At 33.9% G+C, this 17,297-nt stretch carries 15 protein-coding genes and 1 pseudogene; 9 read left to right on the forward strand and 7 right to left on the reverse strand.

Annotation, left to right across the window (positions count from 1 at the left end):
• The first annotated feature begins 74 nt into the window (after positions 1 to 74).
• A complete protein-coding gene (gene frr / locus ACZZZA_RS13225; protein WP_463432473.1) occupies positions 75 to 629 on the forward strand; it encodes a ribosome recycling factor in 555 nt (184 codons plus the stop codon).
• 61 nt (positions 630 to 690) lie between these two features.
• On the opposite strand, the gene ACZZZA_RS13230 is transcribed toward frr, so the two are convergent.
• The 6 genes and pseudogenes from ACZZZA_RS13230 to ACZZZA_RS13255 all read right to left on the reverse strand — a co-directional run bounded on the left by ACZZZA_RS13230 (position 691) and on the right by ACZZZA_RS13255 (position 7,448).
• On the reverse strand, positions 691 to 1,326 hold the full coding sequence (locus ACZZZA_RS13230) for a hypothetical protein (protein ID WP_463432475.1): 636 nt from the start codon (positions 1,324 to 1,326) through the stop codon (positions 691 to 693).
• A 53-nt stretch (positions 1,327 to 1,379) separates the two neighbouring features.
• A complete protein-coding gene (locus ACZZZA_RS13235) occupies positions 1,380 to 1,718 on the reverse strand; it encodes a hypothetical protein (RefSeq protein ID WP_463432477.1) in 339 nt (112 codons plus the stop codon).
• Between the two features lie 7 nt (positions 1,719 to 1,725).
• Positions 1,726 to 2,520 (reverse strand): hypothetical protein, encoded by a 795-nt coding sequence (locus ACZZZA_RS13240; RefSeq protein WP_463432479.1) that lies wholly within the window; start codon positions 2,518 to 2,520, stop codon positions 1,726 to 1,728.
• Positions 2,521 to 2,682: 162 nt separating this feature from the next.
• Positions 2,683 to 4,138 (reverse strand): annotated as a pseudogene (locus ACZZZA_RS13245) (LptF/LptG family permease).
• A gap of 67 nt (positions 4,139 to 4,205) precedes the next feature.
• Entirely contained in the window at positions 4,206 to 4,853 is a 648-nt protein-coding gene (lolA1, locus tag ACZZZA_RS13250) for an outer membrane lipoprotein periplasmic chaperone LolA1 (RefSeq protein WP_463432481.1), read from the reverse strand.
• Between the two features lie 75 nt (positions 4,854 to 4,928).
• Positions 4,929 to 7,448 carry an FtsK/SpoIIIE family DNA translocase gene (locus ACZZZA_RS13255; protein ID WP_463432483.1) on the reverse strand — a complete coding sequence of 840 codons (2,520 nt, stop codon included), beginning with the start codon at positions 7,446 to 7,448 and terminating at the stop codon, positions 4,929 to 4,931.
• 237 nt (positions 7,449 to 7,685) lie between these two features.
• Here ACZZZA_RS13255 and ACZZZA_RS13260 point away from each other — a divergent pair, with 237 nt between their 5' ends.
• From ACZZZA_RS13260 to ACZZZA_RS13270, 3 genes are all read left to right on the forward strand, one after another.
• Positions 7,686 to 10,952, forward strand: coding sequence for a cytochrome c biogenesis protein (locus tag ACZZZA_RS13260; protein WP_463432485.1), 3,267 nt, complete (start codon positions 7,686 to 7,688; stop codon positions 10,950 to 10,952).
• A 169-nt stretch (positions 10,953 to 11,121) separates the two neighbouring features.
• Entirely contained in the window at positions 11,122 to 12,000 is an 879-nt protein-coding gene (locus tag ACZZZA_RS13265) for an SPFH domain-containing protein (protein ID WP_463432487.1), read from the forward strand.
• Between the two features lie 220 nt (positions 12,001 to 12,220).
• Positions 12,221 to 12,415, forward strand: coding sequence for a type II toxin-antitoxin system antitoxin (locus ACZZZA_RS13270; protein ID WP_463432489.1), 195 nt, complete (start codon positions 12,221 to 12,223; stop codon positions 12,413 to 12,415).
• A gap of 42 nt (positions 12,416 to 12,457) precedes the next feature.
• Here ACZZZA_RS13270 and ACZZZA_RS13275 read toward each other — a convergent pair whose 3' ends face one another.
• Positions 12,458 to 12,652 (reverse strand): hypothetical protein, encoded by a 195-nt coding sequence (locus ACZZZA_RS13275; protein WP_463432491.1) that lies wholly within the window; start codon positions 12,650 to 12,652, stop codon positions 12,458 to 12,460.
• Between the two features lie 134 nt (positions 12,653 to 12,786).
• Between ACZZZA_RS13275 and amaB the strand changes: the two genes are divergently transcribed.
• From amaB to ACZZZA_RS13300, 5 genes are all read left to right on the forward strand, one after another.
• Entirely contained in the window at positions 12,787 to 14,337 is a 1,551-nt protein-coding gene (gene amaB, locus ACZZZA_RS13280; protein ID WP_463432493.1) for an L-piperidine-6-carboxylate dehydrogenase, read from the forward strand.
• A gap of 66 nt (positions 14,338 to 14,403) precedes the next feature.
• Entirely contained in the window at positions 14,404 to 15,726 is a 1,323-nt protein-coding gene (lat, locus tag ACZZZA_RS13285; protein ID WP_463432495.1) for an L-lysine 6-transaminase, read from the forward strand.
• Between the two features lie 63 nt (positions 15,727 to 15,789).
• A complete protein-coding gene (locus ACZZZA_RS13290; protein WP_463432497.1) occupies positions 15,790 to 16,020 on the forward strand; it encodes a DUF2007 domain-containing protein in 231 nt (76 codons plus the stop codon).
• 171 nt (positions 16,021 to 16,191) lie between these two features.
• Positions 16,192 to 16,752: an N-acetyltransferase family protein gene (locus ACZZZA_RS13295; protein WP_463432498.1), complete on the forward strand. Its 561-nt coding sequence runs from the start codon at positions 16,192 to 16,194 to the stop codon at positions 16,750 to 16,752.
• A 79-nt stretch (positions 16,753 to 16,831) separates the two neighbouring features.
• The gene (locus tag ACZZZA_RS13300; RefSeq protein WP_463432499.1) at positions 16,832 to 17,296 is read left to right on the forward strand and encodes a transcriptional regulator; all 465 of its coding nucleotides are present in this window, start codon (positions 16,832 to 16,834) and stop codon (positions 17,294 to 17,296) included.
• The last annotated feature ends 1 nt before the right edge of the window (position 17,297 follow it).

Genomic DNA, 17,297 nt, shown 5'->3' on the forward strand with positions numbered 1-17,297 from the left:
AAAGGCATTGAAATTGCTGATTGCCAATTACCTATTACTTAAACATGTGTAACTTATCAAATTTTTATTATATAATGGAAGAATTAGATCTTATTGTAGAATCTGTAAAACATGATATGGAAGCAGCTATCAAGCACTTGGATCATGCATTTCAAAGAATCAGAGCAGGACGTGCGTCTACAAATATGGTTCAGGATGTGATGGTAGAATATTATGGTGCTCCGACTCCTCTTAATCAGGTTGCCAATGTATCTGTACCTGATGCAATGACAATCTCTATTCAACCTTGGGACAGAACTGCGATTGGAGCGATAGAAAAAGCAATTATCAATTCAAATTTAGGTTTTGCACCTTCTAATAATGGTGAAAATATTATTCTTAATGTTCCGCCTTTAACCGAAGAAAGAAGGAGAGAATTGGCTAAGCAGGCTAAAGGAGAAACTGAAGACACTAAAATTGTTGTAAGAAACGCCAGACAAAACGGTATCAAAGAACTGAAAAAACTGGAAGGTGTTTCCGAAGATGCAATAAAAGGTGTTGAAGAAGAAATTCAGGTACTTACTGACAAGCATGTAAAATTGTGTGATGATCATCTTAAAACAAAAGAGGCTGAAATTATGAAAGTATAATTTTCAGTTTAAAATAATAAAAAAAAAGTGGCTTTGAATTTTTTCGAAGCCACTTTTTATTTTACAGACATTTAATAGGGTCTTTTTTATCTTTATTTTTAAGAATTAGATTGAATGTTTTCAGCAATTCTGTATCTGAACAATTTTCACTTTCGCCGTCAGAAATATTTTCCTGTTTTGAATTATTTTTTGATCTTATTGTATATTTTTTATCTCTGCAATACTCCAATTTATTATTTACGTAATAATATCGGTTTTCTCTAACATCATCTTTTGTCTCCGGTTTCTCTGGTGTTCCGCCATCAAAGCTCCAAACTGTTTCTTGTTTAAAGATAAAATAGGGTTTTCCATCATTTACAAAATAATTCTCAATTGATGAAAAATGGCTGTCTGCAGAGAAATGTTTTATCACTTTCAAAATTCCGTTTTCAGAATAATAAACGACGTTACCAGATATTTCTTCACATTCATAATCGAAACTTACAGAATCAAATTTTTTTGCACTCAGTTTTGAATTTACCAAATTGTATTCTTCTTTTATTTTATCAATTGAATTGATCTCTTTACTTTTTTTTAGAGTATCAACCGCTGTTTCTGAACTCAAACTGTCTATAGAAAGAGACTTTTCAGCATTTTTATTTTCTTTCTTGCAGGAAATTATAATAAGCAGACAAAAAATTATAAGAAAATTCTTCATTTTAATAATGTTTGATAGATTATCAACAATAATTGTGCAACTCAGTTTTTAACTTAGAATTTTGCATCAAATCCCGCTTTCAAAGCTTTTTTTTCAGGTTCTGTCAAATTTCTTTTATTTATTTCTTCCCATATTTTCACAGCCTGATCAAAAGATTCAATACCTATTATTCTTACGTTTGCGGCCCAAAGTACAATTGCAAAATCTTTTTTATCATAGAGTATATTACCGAAACGGATAGAAGGAGCATCACGGTATTTTTCTTCGATCATTTTAGTAAAATCTAGTTTGCCATTAATGCTTTCTTTTTTAATGTAAGCTTCTTTATCCAATTGTTGAGCAAAACTAAAAATGCTTAACAGTAGAGTTGAAATGAGCAATGCTTTTTTCATGATATATCTATTTACAGTTTTCATTATAGTCTAAAATCACTTCATCAATAATTTGAGGAACATTTGACATTACATCGTCAATTTGGCTTTTAATCAATTTACCCAAACCTGATCTCTTTTTCTCATCATTTTTTAGTGAACCGTAAGAGCCACTTGCTATTTTATCTTTTACGTAAGGACAATCTGCAGTAATGATTTTTGATTCTTTTAAAGTCAGTTCTTTAAGTTTGCTGCCTTTTTTTGTAAATATATAAGATGGGTTTTTTCTCATTCTTTCGGTTTCCTGATCAGCCTTGTCAATTTGGCTTTGTCCGGCAGAAAATGTGGTTGGGTAACCATATAATTTATATACTTTTATTTTACCATCTGTTACCACTTCTGCAAACTGATTGCTTTTGGTAAGGTTATTAAACGCTTTGATATTTCCGCTTAATCCGCCGGTTGCTGTATTAAAACCTTCTTTGGTATTGGTATATTTTACCACTTCAAAATGCCTTTCGTTATCGCTGTCATCATACGCAACATATTCTTTCACGTCGTCAGAATCCATTGTTTTAAACTTTTGCCTCTTTTTAGATTTGTCAATGTCTGATGTAGCAACAAATTTTACTTTTTTCTGATTGACCCACGGATTCATATCATCTCCTGCTAATCTTACAATTCCTTCAGTTTTCTTTCCGTTTTTATCGATTATATAACCGTATTTTTCATTGGCTTTTAATTCGTAATCGGTATTTTCTTCCTGTGCGTAAACGCTTGAAGTGATCAAACTGAATAAGCCAAACAATAAAACTTTTCTCATTAGAATTTTATTTAAATTAATTTTTATAAATATGAGATTTTTTTTTGAAAGTTTGATGTTTTATCATGTACTGATTTAATTTTCAGAAGTATTTCTCTTAACCTTTAAAATTATTTCTGCAGTTTTAAAACAAAAAATCCGAAGATAAACTCCGGATTTTTTTTACTGATATCTTTTATGTTCTTTATCTTTTATAAAAAGTTTAGTAATCGGTTTAAAGAATACTTTATATTTTTCAGAATCAAATAACTGAGAATCTGTCAATGCTTTATAGGTCATCAAAACTCCGAAAGGAAACAAAATCATGTTGGGAAGCCAGGCTGCCAAATAAGGACTCATCTTTCCTGACCATGCAACGTTTTCAAAACCGACATTGATGACATAAAATATAATAAAAATAACGATTGCAACAATCACAGGAACACCCATTCCACCTTTTCTAATAATAGATCCCAAACTTGCACCAATCATAAAGAAGATAATACAGGTAAATGAATACGTAATCATTCTCTGCTGATAAATCACCACTTTATTGAAATATTTGATGCTGGGATTAAGTTCCTGGTTTTTACTATCCAGTGTAGTTTTCAAATTATCCAATCTGCTGTGAGCATTGTAAATCATTTCAAGCTTTTTATCAATCTTGATGGTATCTAATTTATACTGGGCTTTTACAGGAGCTTTTGATTTATTTTTATCCATGTAACTAACGACGGAACTTGTTTGAGATAAAACTTCATTTCCAATATTGGTGGTTAATTTTACATTATCTTTTTTTGTTCTATCGATGTCCGTAAACAATTCATTAAAATTCTGAAAGCGGTAATCTTCAGTGATTTTTTCTTGTTCGATGGCTTTATTAATGATTTCACTAATATCGAAATGGGTAACAAGTGTATCGAATTTTATGGCTTGATCTGGTTGTTTTAATCTTACATTTTCAGATTTTCCGGCATAACTGTCTTCAAAAATATAACCGTTATAAAGGATAAGCTGTTGATAATTTTTATTTTTAGCCAACGCAAATCTTCCTTTTTGCGCGGTTATCGTTTGTTGGTTTTCGAAGGTGCTTGCTTTTTTATGAATAAAAACTCCCTCCAGATCACGGCCTTCTTCACCTTCAATCTTATCAAATTTTACCATATATCCAGGTAATTGATCAATAAATTGTCCGGGTGTAAAATTCAGAGCAGGTTTTGTCTGTGCAATATTGAAAAGCATATTTTTTGCCTTCCTCTGAAAATCAGGAATAATGTTACTCGAAAAGAAATAGAGGAGAATTGCCATTACGGTAACGACTCCCAAAAGCGGGATCATTACTCTCGTTAATGAAATACCGGCAGCTTTCATGGCAGCTAATTCATAGCGTTCCCCAAATTCCCCGAAAGACATAATACTTGCTAGAAGTATCGTCAAAGGTAAAACCATACTCACTACATTCACTCCCAAATAAAAGAGAAGCTTCATGATCTGCATTGTAGTAAGACCTTTTCCCATAAACTGCCCAAGCTGAATCCAGACAATGTTTACAATAAAAATGAAAAACAATACACTGAATATAAAAAAGAACTGGACCAAAAAAGGTCTTAATGATATATCGGTCTAATATTTTAAACATTTGCCAAAATTAATGAAAAAGCCACAAAGTTTCCTTTGTGACTTTAAATTTTAATATATATTTAGAATTATAATTCTGTAACTAAATAATTTTTGAATTTATTCTTATCAAATACAAACATATTGGGGTCTAGTTGCTGGTTTTCTTTATATTCTTTTATCGAAATCACCGCAATATCTTTGTTGTTTCCGTGTTGCTCTAGTTTTAGCATCTGCTTTTTTGCACCATCAATATAAATATAGATAGATTTTAATCCGTTTGCTTTCACAGGAGTTAATGTGATGAAATCTGCGCTCACACCTTCAATAGTTTTTTTACCACTGTATGTAACGTTGTAATCATTTCTGTACGACGTCAGATAATTGATAGGAGAGAACATCGTAGAACTTCCGTTTGGTTTTGCTACAGTTACTTCCTTATCTTCAGTATTGATATTATAAATCTTACTGCCATCGAAAATCTGTTCTGTTTCCATGATTTTCAGTTTGTATTTGTCTCCGGCTGTGTAATAAATTCCGGGTTCGTTTTTACTAACTGTACCGTTTACACCAGTTCCAAAAGCAAATTTAAAATAAGAGTTCTTTTTAGATTTGTAATTAGCAGTTACATCGTCTAAAATTTTCTTCGCTTTGGCGTCAATTTTTTGAGCCTGAACAAAAGAAAGACTTCCTATTACAAAACTTCCGAAAACTATTTTTGAAATTATTTTTTTCATGTTTTTATTTCTAACATTTCTACTACTTAGACACTTTCAATGATCAAAAGTTAAAATTTAAAGTGTACTTGATTTTTAACTTCGTAAATCTTCCAAAAATTGTTCCAAAGAATGAAGATCACTGATCAGAACTTCTCTTGCCTTTGCTCCGTTAAATCCGCCAACGATACCGCTTGCTTCAAGCTGATCCATAATTCTTCCGGCTCTGTTATATCCCAATTTCAACTGTCTCTGAAGCATTGAAGTAGAACCTTGCTGAGTCGAAACGATTATTCTGGCAGCATCATCAAATAAAGCATCTTTTTCATTGGGATCAAAAGCTCCGACTGTACTTGTTGCCTCTTCATTCACATATTCAGGAAGCATAAATGCAGAAGCATATCCTTTTTGCTCGCCAATAAATTCTGCAAGTCTTTCAACTTCGGGCGTATCAATGAATGCACATTGCAATCTCAAAATTTCGTTCCCGTTAAAATACAACATATCTCCTTTTCCAATCAACTGATCCGCTCCCGGAGAATCAAGAATGGTTCTGGAATCGACACTTGAAATTACTCTGAATGCTGCTCTTGCAGGGAAATTGGCTTTAATCATACCCGTAATTACATTTACAGAAGGTCTTTGTGTGGCAACAATCAGGTGAATTCCCACCGCTCTTGCCAATTGTGCCAATCTTGCGATAGGAAGTTCAACTTCTTTTCCTGCGGTCATAATCAAATCTGCGAATTCATCGACTACTAAAACGATATAAGGCAAATAGCGGTGCCCGTTATCAGGATTTAATTTTCTTTCGCTGAATTTTTTATTATATTCTTTTAAATTTTTACAGAAAGCATTTTTCAGCAAATCATAACGCTGATCCATCTCTACACAAAGAGAGTTTAAAGTGTTGATTACTTTATGAGTATCGGTGATGATTGCATCATCAGAATCCGGAAGTTTCGCCAGATAATGTCTCTCGATTTTTGAATATAACGAAAGTTCTACTTTTTTAGGATCAACCATCACAAATTTCAATTCGCTCGGATGCTTCTTGTAGAGTAGGGAAGTTAAGATGGCATTAATACCAACCGATTTTCCCTGACCGGTAGAACCAGCCATCAAAAGGTGAGGCATTTTCGATAAATCTGCCATGAAGACTTCATTAGAAATTGTTTTCCCAAATACAACAGGAAGATCCATATCGGTAGTCTGGAATTTTTGTGAAGCAATCACCGAACGCATCGATACCATGGTAGGATTTTTTCTCGGAACTTCAATTCCAATCGTTCCTTTTCCCGGCATTGGCGCAATAATCCTGATTCCTAAAGCAGAAAGATTCAAAGCAATATCATCCTGCAGCTTTTTGATTGCAGAAACCCTGATTCCTGCTTCGGGTACAATTTCATACAAAGTAACTGTCGGTCCGATGGTCGCTTTGATCTCAGCAATACCAACGTTGAAGTTCTTCAGTAATCCAACAATCTTATTTTTATTTTCTTCTAACTCTTCTTTATTAACTGAAATTTCTTCATTTCCATAATCTTTCAGCAGATCTAACGTAGGCATCTGGAATTTTGCCAAATCCAAACGGTGATCATACAGACCATGCTTTTCGACCAAATCATTTGACTGCATTTCAGAATCCGTTAAAATCTCTACAGCCGGAGCTACTTCTACATTAAATTTAATTCCGTCAGTTGGCGTTGATGCAGGTTTTAGATCGAATGCATCTTCAGGTTTTGCAACAGGAATTACAGGTTTTTTATTTAAATCTAAATTCAAAGATTGAGAAAAATCCTTTTTTTCATCAAATGAAGTCTGATTAGGCGTTACAATAGTTTCCAGATTTAATGAAGTCTGGTTTTCATTGGAAACTTTTACAGCCTTTACTGTTTCTTTACTGTTTCCAGAAAGATCGGTTACTGTAACATTTGAAGCAGGATCTTTAACTTCTTTTTCCAGTTCTTCATCAGCTTCAAAATTTTCACTGGAATTTGGCATCATCGATTTTACTCTGCCAATTGTGTTTTCATTGATCTCCTCAAATTTTGCTTTGATCGAACTTGGTCTTAGATTAAATTCCAGAATAAAATACAACGCAATACTTACTACCAAAACTAACCAAAGACCCACACTTCCGATGATTGCGTTCAAAGAATCCATAATTTGGTAACCGTAAACTCCGCTTAAAACTCCGGCTTTTCCCTGGCCTTTAGTAATAGCTCCAAAAAGAACAGGAAGCCAACAGATAAAGAAAAGAGAATGCCCAAAAGTCATCCAGGGTTTAAAGATTTTTTTCTTCAGAATCATCGTCCCAAAAACCAGAAAAAGAAATGCTACAATGAATGATGCAACACCAATGCTTTCAAATATAAAAATATTGCCCAGCCAGTCACCCAGTTTTCCGAAAATATTGGAAGACTGTATGCTTTTATCGAGCATGGTTCCTGCCTGGCTTTGGTCTGATTTCCAATTCATTAAATATGAAATGAAAGATAAAGCCAGAACCCCGGAAAAAACGATGAACGTCAATCCGAAGAATATGCGTGGTTTTGATAAAAGATTGCCTTTTTCAGGCGAATTGGTTTGTGGTTTTTGTGTTTTCTTTTCCATAATGTCAATCTCGGCAAATTTAGTGTTTTTTTGATATTGTGGCTTTTTTTTTTCATCAAAACAGAGTCTTTACTTCTACACTGATTCACAGATATTTTAGATTTTCAACAATGAATTAAAAACTATTAAGAATCATTCAAAATAACAGTATTACGACGCTCAAATGACAAAAAACAGCTTTTTTTATCTGCCTTTCGTTTTATCATCCTTATTTTTGCATGTCAAGTAAAAAAAATCATGAAGAAGATCCAGGATATTCTTATTTCAACCAGAACAACGGCAGTTCTATTGCTGGTTTACGCATTTTCTATGGCGTATGCAACATTCTTAGAAAACGACTATGGAACGCCCACAGCGAAAGCATTAATCTATGAAGCTAAATGGTTTGAGCTAATTATGGTTCTTCTTATTTTAAACTTCATCGGAAACATTGCACGATATCGTCTTTGGAAAAGAGAAAAATGGCCGGTTTTGGTTTTCCACCTTTCTTTTATTTTAATTTTTATCGGTGGTGCCATTACAAGATATATCAGTTTTGAAGGTCAAATGGTCATAAGAGAAGGAGAAACTTCCAATGAAATTGTAACTGACAAACATTTCTTTAAAATCCAGATTGAAAATAAAGGTGATGTACTGAATTACCAGGATGTTCCTTATCTAATGTCTCCTTTGCACAAAAACTTTAATGCGACCTATGATTTCCATGGAAAAGACATTAAAGTGAAGACATTAGACTATGTTCAGAGAAAAAAAGACAGCTTAATTGCCGATCCAAACGGAGCAGAATATCTTCATTTAGTTTCTACGGCTGAGACGGGAAGACAAAATATTTATATCAAACCAGGCGAAACAAAATCTATCAACGGAACTTTGGTAACGTTCAACAGAGCTATTGACGGTGCAGTTGAATTTAAAAAAGAAAACGGACAGATTTTAATTAAAACTCCTGTTGATGCCAATTTTATGACGATGGCAACTCAGGCTACCGGAACCACTGTAAAAGATCAGTTCCAGCCTTTGGTTTTGAGAAGTTTATATACCATTAACGAATTAAAACTGGTGGTACCTGAAGGACTCAGAAAAGGTAAATTAATGGCTTTCGAAGGTGACAGAAAAAAAGACCAAAATGTTCCTGATGTAATGACCATCGAACTTCAGGGCCCAAAAACAAAACAAATCGTTGATTTATCGGTAGAAAGAGGAAATCCAAACGCTTACAAGCAAGTAACGATAGATGGTCTGAATATTATGGTAGGCTTTGGTCCGAAAATTTACAACACACCTTTTGCTATAAAACTAGATGATTTCGTGATGGAAACGTATCCTGGAAGTTCATCTCCGAGTGCTTACGAAAGTCATGTAAAAATCATAGATGAAGGAAAGCAGACTCCTTATAAAATTTATATGAATAACGTTCTAAATTACAAAGGTTACCGTTTTTTCCAGTCTAGTTTTTCACCGGACAGAATGGGAACTGTTTTATCTGTGAACCATGATTTCTGGGGAACTTTGATCTCTTATATAGGATACGCATTTTTATTCGGAGGAATGTTCGTCATGTTCTTCTGGAAAGGAACGCACTTCTGGAAATTAAATAAGATGCTGAAAGACGTCAACAAAAAAAGAGCAGCAGCTGTTTTATTGTTATTTTTAAGTTTTGGATTCAATGCTCAAAAAATAGAAACCCACGGAACTTCAGACGGAAGCAGAGAGCATGTACATGTAGAAGGCGATGGTCACACACATGACGCAGCTCCACAAGCAAGTCAGCCAGAAAAAAGTATACAGCAGAATTCAGTGGCTGCACCTTTGACGAAAATGAAAATGATTTCTCCAGACGAGATCATTGCAAGAAATAAAATCAGTAAAGAACACGCAGACAAATTTGGATACCTTTTGGTTCAGAATTATGAAGGTAGAATTGTTCCTATTAATACGCAGGCTTTAGACGTTTTAAGAAAGCTTTATAAAAAAGATGCTTTCCGAGGAACTGATGGGAAATATCTTACCGCTAATCAGTGGTTTTTATCAGTTAATACAGACACACCAAGCTGGACAATGGTTCCGTTGATTAAAATTGATTCAAAAGGAGGAAAAGATCTTTTGAAAAAAACAAAAGCTGACGAGGATGGTTATACTTCTTTAATGAATCTTTTCCCGGCAGATGCTAACGGTAACCTGACGTATATTTTAGATGAAGATTACAATACGGCTTTCCGAAAAAAACCGGCAGAACAGTCTGAATACGATAAACAAGTTATCAAAATAAACGAAAGAGTACAGATTTTTAATGAGTTTTTCAGCGGACAGTTTATGAGAATTGTTCCGGTAAAAAATGATCCAAACCATACTTGGCATTCTTGGCTTGACCAAAAAATGGAACCGGATATGGAATCTCAGCAAGTAATGGGGCCATATTTCGCAGAAGCGCTTCAGGCTGAGAAAACAGGAAACTGGTCTAAAGCAGATACAGAATTAGCAAAACTATCAGAATACCAGCAGAAATGGGGGAAAAGTGTTGTTCCTTCAGAAAGCAAAGTCAATCTTGAGGTTTTCATGAATGAAGTGAATCTTAATTTTAAGCTTTTAATTTTCTACACAATTGTAGGAAGTTTATTACTGATCTTGGGTTTTGTGGATTTATTTAAGCCTAGAAAAATGCTGAGTAAAATCATCAAAGCGATCATTATTATTGGTTCAATTGGTTATTTCTTTCACTTTTTGGGATTGGTTGCAAGATGGTATATTTCCGGTCACGCACCTTGGAGTAACGGTTATGAAGCAATTATCTTCATTTCCTGGGTCGGAATTTCAGCAGGTTTAGCTTTATACAGAAATTCGAATGCACTTATTCCTGCAGCAGGATTTATGGTTGCTGTAATTATGATGGGCTTTGCTCACGGTGGTTCGTCTCTTGATCCACAGATCACCCCATTGGTTCCTGTTTTAAAATCATATTGGCTGATTGTACACGTTGCCATTATTACCTCGAGTTATGGCTTCTTTGGTTTATCGATGATTATTGCGGTAATTTCACTGGTGTTTTATATCATTTCAGATAAAAATATTTTTAAAATTCATAACGATACAACGTTAAAAGAATTGGCAATTGTTTCTGAAATGTCTTTAACGATAGGTCTTTTTGCTCTTACCGTAGGAAACTTCTTAGGAGGAATATGGGCCAATGAATCTTGGGGAAGATACTGGAGCTGGGATCCAAAAGAAACCTGGGCATTCATCTCGATTATGGTGTACGCTTTTGTTTTACACATGAGATTGGTTCCTGGTTTGAGAAGCAGATGGGCATTCCACGTTGCAACAATGTTTGCGTTTTGCTCAATGGTGATGACGTATTTTGGAGTCAATTATTACTTAAGCGGACTGCATTCTTACGCAGCAGGTGATCCGGTTCCTGTTCCGGCCTGGGTTTATATCGGCCTGGCTTCAATGCTTATTCTATCTGTGGTTTCTTATATCAGATTTTCAGCTTTAAAGAAAAAATAGATATTAATATATAAATTACAAACTCCTGAAAATTAATTTTTCGGGAGTTTTTTTATTGTCAAATTTAATAACTCAGAGAAAAACATTATGAAAACTTATCATTCATAATTCAAAACTTATAAATATCTTTATGATATCAAATTAATATCACTTTAAAAATTAAAAAATCATGGAAAAAACTTTAAAACCTATGTCTGGTTATCTTGCTTTAGTGATCTGCCTTCTTTTGATGGGAGTTTCTGTTTACCTTTTTATCATTGGTGTGAATGACAGGATAGATAACAATATTACATTTCTTGTTATCTCGATTATCTGTTTTGTTCTTACGTGTTTCTTTATGAAAGGTCTAATGATTATTCAGCCAAATCATTCCAGGGTTTTGAATTTCTTTGGAAAATATGTTGGTTCGGTAAAAGATAACGGACTGTTTTTTATCAATCCTTTGTACTCTTCGCAGAAAATGTCACTTCGCTCAGAAAATCTTCAGGGACAAACTTTGAAAGTAAACGACAAAATGGGAAATCCCATTGAAATTGCTGTCGTAATGGTTTGGAAAGTAGGAGATACTTATAAAGCAGCATTTGATGTTGAAAGATATTCAGATTTTGTAAAAATGCAGAGTGAAGCGGCAGTCCGTCATTTGGCGATGAGTTTTCCTTATGATAATTTAGAGGATGATCATGCTCCGATTACGTTAAGAGAAGGAGGAGAAAAGATCAATTCTATCCTTGAGCAGGAATTGACAGACCGACTTTCAAAAGCCGGAATCATTATTCAGGAAGCAAGAATTTCCCATTTAGCATATGCATCAGAAATTGCGGGAGCAATGCTCCAAAGACAACAGGCAACAGCAATTGTAGCAGCAAGAACTAAAATCGTGGAAGGAGCTGTGGGAATGGTAGATTTAGCGTTGAAAAAACTTTCAGAAGAAAATATTGTAGAATTGGATGATGAAAGAAAAGCTGCAATGGTTAGCAATTTAATGGTCGTTCTTTGTGGTGAAAAAGCAGCACAACCAATTCTTAACGCAGGAACTTTGTATAATTAAGATATGAGATTGATAATTAGGGGGATTTTTTTAAATTTAATTATTGTTAATCTTTATACTTGAAAAATCCTTTGTTCTTCGCTAAGTGAAATGCCTTTTTGAACCTTAAAACAGTTAGAAGTTAAAAATAATCTTTGCGAACTTTGCGTTTAAATTAATTTCTACATTAAATCTGTAAAATCAGTTGGAAATAAAAAAATCAATAGAATAAGTTAAAAAAATGAAATCTCAGAACCCAAAAAATTCATCAGAAACTCCTGCAAAAGGCAAAAAATCTTTTGTCATCAGAATTGATGAGTCTACTTATAAATTACTGGAAAAATGGGCAAATGATGAGTTCAGAAGTGTAAACGGACAAATAGAATATTTGCTCAGTCAAAGCTTGGTCAGTTCGGGAAGGAAAAAGAAAGAATAAAATAATTTTAAATGAAAAGCAGAGATCGTTTCTTTGCTTTTTTTATTGAAAAATTCCGGAAAAATAGTTACTGATAATCGTCCAGAAATTTTTCCCAAGAAAATAAATCAGTGTAGAAGTGATAATTCCTTTCACTGTAAAAAAGATAATTCCGCCAATTCCAAATTTCTTCAGCATCTTTTTCCATTTTGATGTTTTCTCTTCTTCAGGTTCTTGCACAGATTTATTGATTTCCATTTCTGAAAGTTTGCAAATTATATCACAAAGGTAAATATATTTAGATTCATTCCAAATAAAAACAAGTTTAAATCATAAAAATTTCACCAGTACCATAATTATTTTTATCTTAGGCAAAACGAAAAGTAACATTTATGTCAAAAAAAATCAAAGATTTTGGAATTGAAAAATCTTTAAAAAATCTCGGAATAAAAGCTGAAAATAAAGGAACTTCTATGGGAGGTAAATTTTTCGCTTCCGGGAAAACTATTGAAAGTTATTCGCCGTCAGACGGAAGATTAATCGGAAAAATAAAGACTGCAGCAGAAAAAGATTACGACAAAGTAATAGAAACTGCACAGCAGGCTTTCAAAGAATTCAGAATGATTCCGGCTCCCAAAAGAGGAGAATTTGTAAGACAATTGGGTCAGAAATTAAGAGAATATAAAGATGATTTGGGTAAACTCGTTTCTTATGAAATGGGAAAATCTTTGCAGGAAGGTCTTGGTGAAGTTCAGGAAATGATCGACATCTGTGATTTTGCAGTCGGACTTTCAAGACAGCTTCACGGTTACACCATGCATTCAGAAAGACCGGGTCACAGAATGTACGAGCAATATCATCCGTTGGGAATTGTGGGTGTGATTACTGCTTTCAACTTTCCGGTTGCCGTTTGGGCCTGGAATACTGCTTTGGCTTGGATTTGCGGAAACGTTACGATCTGGAAACCGTCAGAAAAAACTCCTTTCTGCGCAATCGCCTGTCAGAATATCATGATGGAAGTTTTAAAAGAAAATAATCTTCCAGAAGGTATTTCAAGTGTTTTGGTAGCAGATCACGAGATCGGACAGTTATTGGTTGATGATAAAAGAGTATCATTAATATCATTTACAGGTTCAACCAAAGTGGGAAGAATGGTTTCTTCTAAAGTGGCGGAAAGATTCGGAAAATCTATTCTTGAATTGGGCGGAAACAATGCGATCATCATTTCTAAAGATGCAGATCTGGATATGTCTATCATCGGAGCGGTCTTCGGAGCGGTAGGAACTGCCGGACAAAGATGTACTTCCACCAGAAGACTGATTATTCATGAAGATGTATATGATGAAGTGAAAAACCGTTTGGTAAAAGCTTACGGACAATTAAAAATAGGAAATCCTTTAGACGAAAATATGCATGTAGGACCGCTTATCGACGTTCACGCTGTAAATCAATACGAATTGGCCATTGAAAACTGCATTCAGGAAGGCGGGAAATTTGTTGTAGAAGGCGGAGTTTTGAAAGGGAAAGACTATGAATCAGGATGCTACGTAAAACCTTGTATCGCTGAAGTTGAAAATTCTTTTGAAATCGTACAGCACGAGACTTTTGCTCCGATTTTATATTTAATTAAATACAAAACTTTAGAGGAAGCAATTGCAATTCAGAATGATGTTCCTCAGGGATTGTCATCAGCAATTATGACGCAGAACTTGAGAGAAGCAGAATTATTCCTTTCTCAGGCCGGATCAGATTGTGGAATTGCCAACGTCAATATCGGGACTTCGGGTGCTGAAATTGGCGGAGCTTTTGGTGGTGAAAAAGAAACCGGTGGTGGTAGAGAATCTGGCTCTGATGTTTGGAAATATTATATGAGAAGACAAACTAACACCATTAATTATACAGCAAGTCTTCCTTTAGCTCAGGGAATTAAATTTGATTTATAAACAAATCTAAGTAAAGTTTGATATTAAAATTAATCATTGCTTATTACCAATTACTCATTTAAAAATATGGAACACACACTAACAAAAATAAATAAAGTAAAGGAAATCGTAGGAAAACACGTTCTTGCAGACGGATTTGACTTTGTAATGGATATTGAAAATTCTCACGGCTCGTGGATTCATGATTCAATTACGGGTAAGAATTATCTTGATATGTTTTCGATGTTCGGTTCTGCTTCTATCGGTTACAATCATCCTTATCTTGTTGAAAGATCCGGATGGTTAGGTAAAATGGCTATCAATAAGCCTACTTTGGCAGACGTATATTCTAAAGAATATGCTCAGTTTTTAGAGACTTTTGAAAGAGTTGTAATGCCGGAAGAATTGCAGTATGCTTTTTTTATTGAAGGAGGAACAATGGGTGTTGAAAATGCAATGAAAGCCTGTTTCGATTGGAAAACAAGAAAGAATTTTGATAAAGGTCTTGATATTGAAGCAGGGATCTGCATCCATTTCAGACAGGCATTTCATGGTAGAAGTGGTTATACTTTGAGTTTGACCAACACTTCAGATCCGAGAAAGTATCAATATTTTCCGATGTTTGAATGGCCGAGAATTCTAAATCCGAAACTCACGTTCCCGATTACTGAAGAAAACCTTGAGGAAACGATTAACAATGAAAGATTAGCATTACTCAACATCGGCGAAGCCATTATATCACATCCTGATAAAGTTGCCTGCATTATCATTGAGCCAATTCAGGCTGAAGGTGGAGACAATCATTTCAGAGACGAATTTTTTGTAGAGTTAAGAAACCTTTGCGACGAACATGAGATTTTATTAATTTTCGACGAAGTACAAACCGGGATCGGAATTACAGGAAAAATGTGGTCTTTTGAACATTTCAGCGTAAGACCGGATATTATTGCATTCGGTAAAAAAACTCAGGTTTGCGGAGTATTGGCAAACAGAGAAAAGTTTGATGAAGTTCCTAATAATGTTTTCAGAGAAAGCTCAAGAATCAATTCTACTTTTGGCGGTAATTTTATTGATATGCTGCGTTTCCAATTGGTAATGGAAGTTATTGAAAATGAGAATTTAGTTGAAAATGCTAAAATCGTTGGTGAGTATTTATTAGAAGGTTTACAAAATTTAGCTCAAAAATATCCTGAAAAAATTTCTAATGCAAGAGGAAGAGGATTGATGTGTGCGATTGATTTGCCTACTCAGGAACAGAGAAATCAACTGAGAGAAATCTTATTTGATGACGGATTAATCATTTTATCATGTGGCGACCAGTCCATCCGATTCAGACCTCATTTGAATGTAACAAAAGAAGAAATACAGATTGCAATAGATAAAATCGAAAACAATATTAATAAAATTTAAAACTCCAAAATTTGGAATTCTTGAAAAAACGTCCTATATTTAGTTACTCAAAATGTATATTATATGGAACGCAACACAAGAGTATCAGTTTTTGAAAGCGATAAACCTTCAGAAATTCAATTGATCAAGTCTAAGTTAGAAGAAGCGCAGATTACCAATGATGTAGAGAATAGTTATCTTACTTTCACTACAACACCCACAGCAACTTCGTTGAAGGTGATGGTAAATTTAGAAGATGAGAAGAAAGCATTTGATGTGATTGATGCGTATCTTCAGCAAAACCAGAATCAATAAAAACAATTTCATAATTTTAAATTTTACTACTTCGAAACCGAAAATTAATACAATTAGTTTTCGGTTTTTTATGTCAAGTTTAAAAGCCATTTGACAGAATTTGAAATAAAAAATCATTTCAAATAAAATCATAAAATAGTTAAACTTCAAAATATCATAAAAATCAAACTTATGATTCAGGAAAATAAAACAGAATTCCGAAAGGCTGAAATTTCAGACAAGGAAAAAATCTGGGAAATCATACAGCAGTCAATCGAAAGAAGAAGAATAGACGGCAGTACACAATGGCAAAACGGTTATCCAAATGAGCAGACGATTGAACATGATATTTCAAAAAACTTTGGATATGTATTAACCGTCGATAATAAAATTGCGGTATATGTTGCATTGATTTTCAATGATGAACCTGCATACAGTACGATTGACGGAGCATGGTTAACCAATGGTGAATTTGTTGTAATTCATAGAGTTGCGGTATCAGAAAGCTTTGCAGGACAAGGTTTAGTAAAAAAACTTTTTGACAGTATTGAAGATTTTGTAAAGTCAGAAAATGTTTCAAGTATTAAAGTTGATACAAATTATGATAACCTGGCAATGCTAAAGATTCTTGAGACGAAAGGCTATATTTATTGTGGTGAAGTATTTCTTGCTGGTGGTATGAGAAAAGCTTTTGAGAAAATATTGATTGAGAAAGACAAAAAGGTTAAATCGGTTCCAATTGATTCTTTATGAAACTATATATTCATAAACTCTATTGAGTTTGTTCGTTTAGTTCCGAACTAAGTTCTATATTTGCCTAAAATTTTATATGATGAAAAAAAGTATAGAAATTGATGAGAAGATTTTTCAGAATTCTGTAAAGTTTTGCAGCACGATGTTTAATCTTCCTCCATTGGCTTCTAAAATCTATTCCTACCTTATTTTCGATTTTGAAAAGGTGGGAATTACTTTTGATGAATTTGTTGACGTTTTTGCGGCGAGTAAAAGTTCAGTTTCTACCAATATCAAATTGTTGCTTAATGCTCAACTCATTATTGATGTAAACAAAATTGATGAAAGAAAACGATATTTTTACACAAATAGCGAATACAAGAAGATTAGGTTTGAAAAAATTGTTCAAAAAATGCAGGATGAGCTCAACTTGATAGAAGATCTGCGAAAATTCAGAAAATTAAGGAAAGTAAATGACAAAGATTTTGAAGATAAAATGGCAGTCTACAAATCTCTTTTAAACAAAAATATCGTAAATATTCAGGAATCTCTTAATAAACTATAAA

This window comes from Chryseobacterium sp. AC405b (assembly GCF_979258685.1).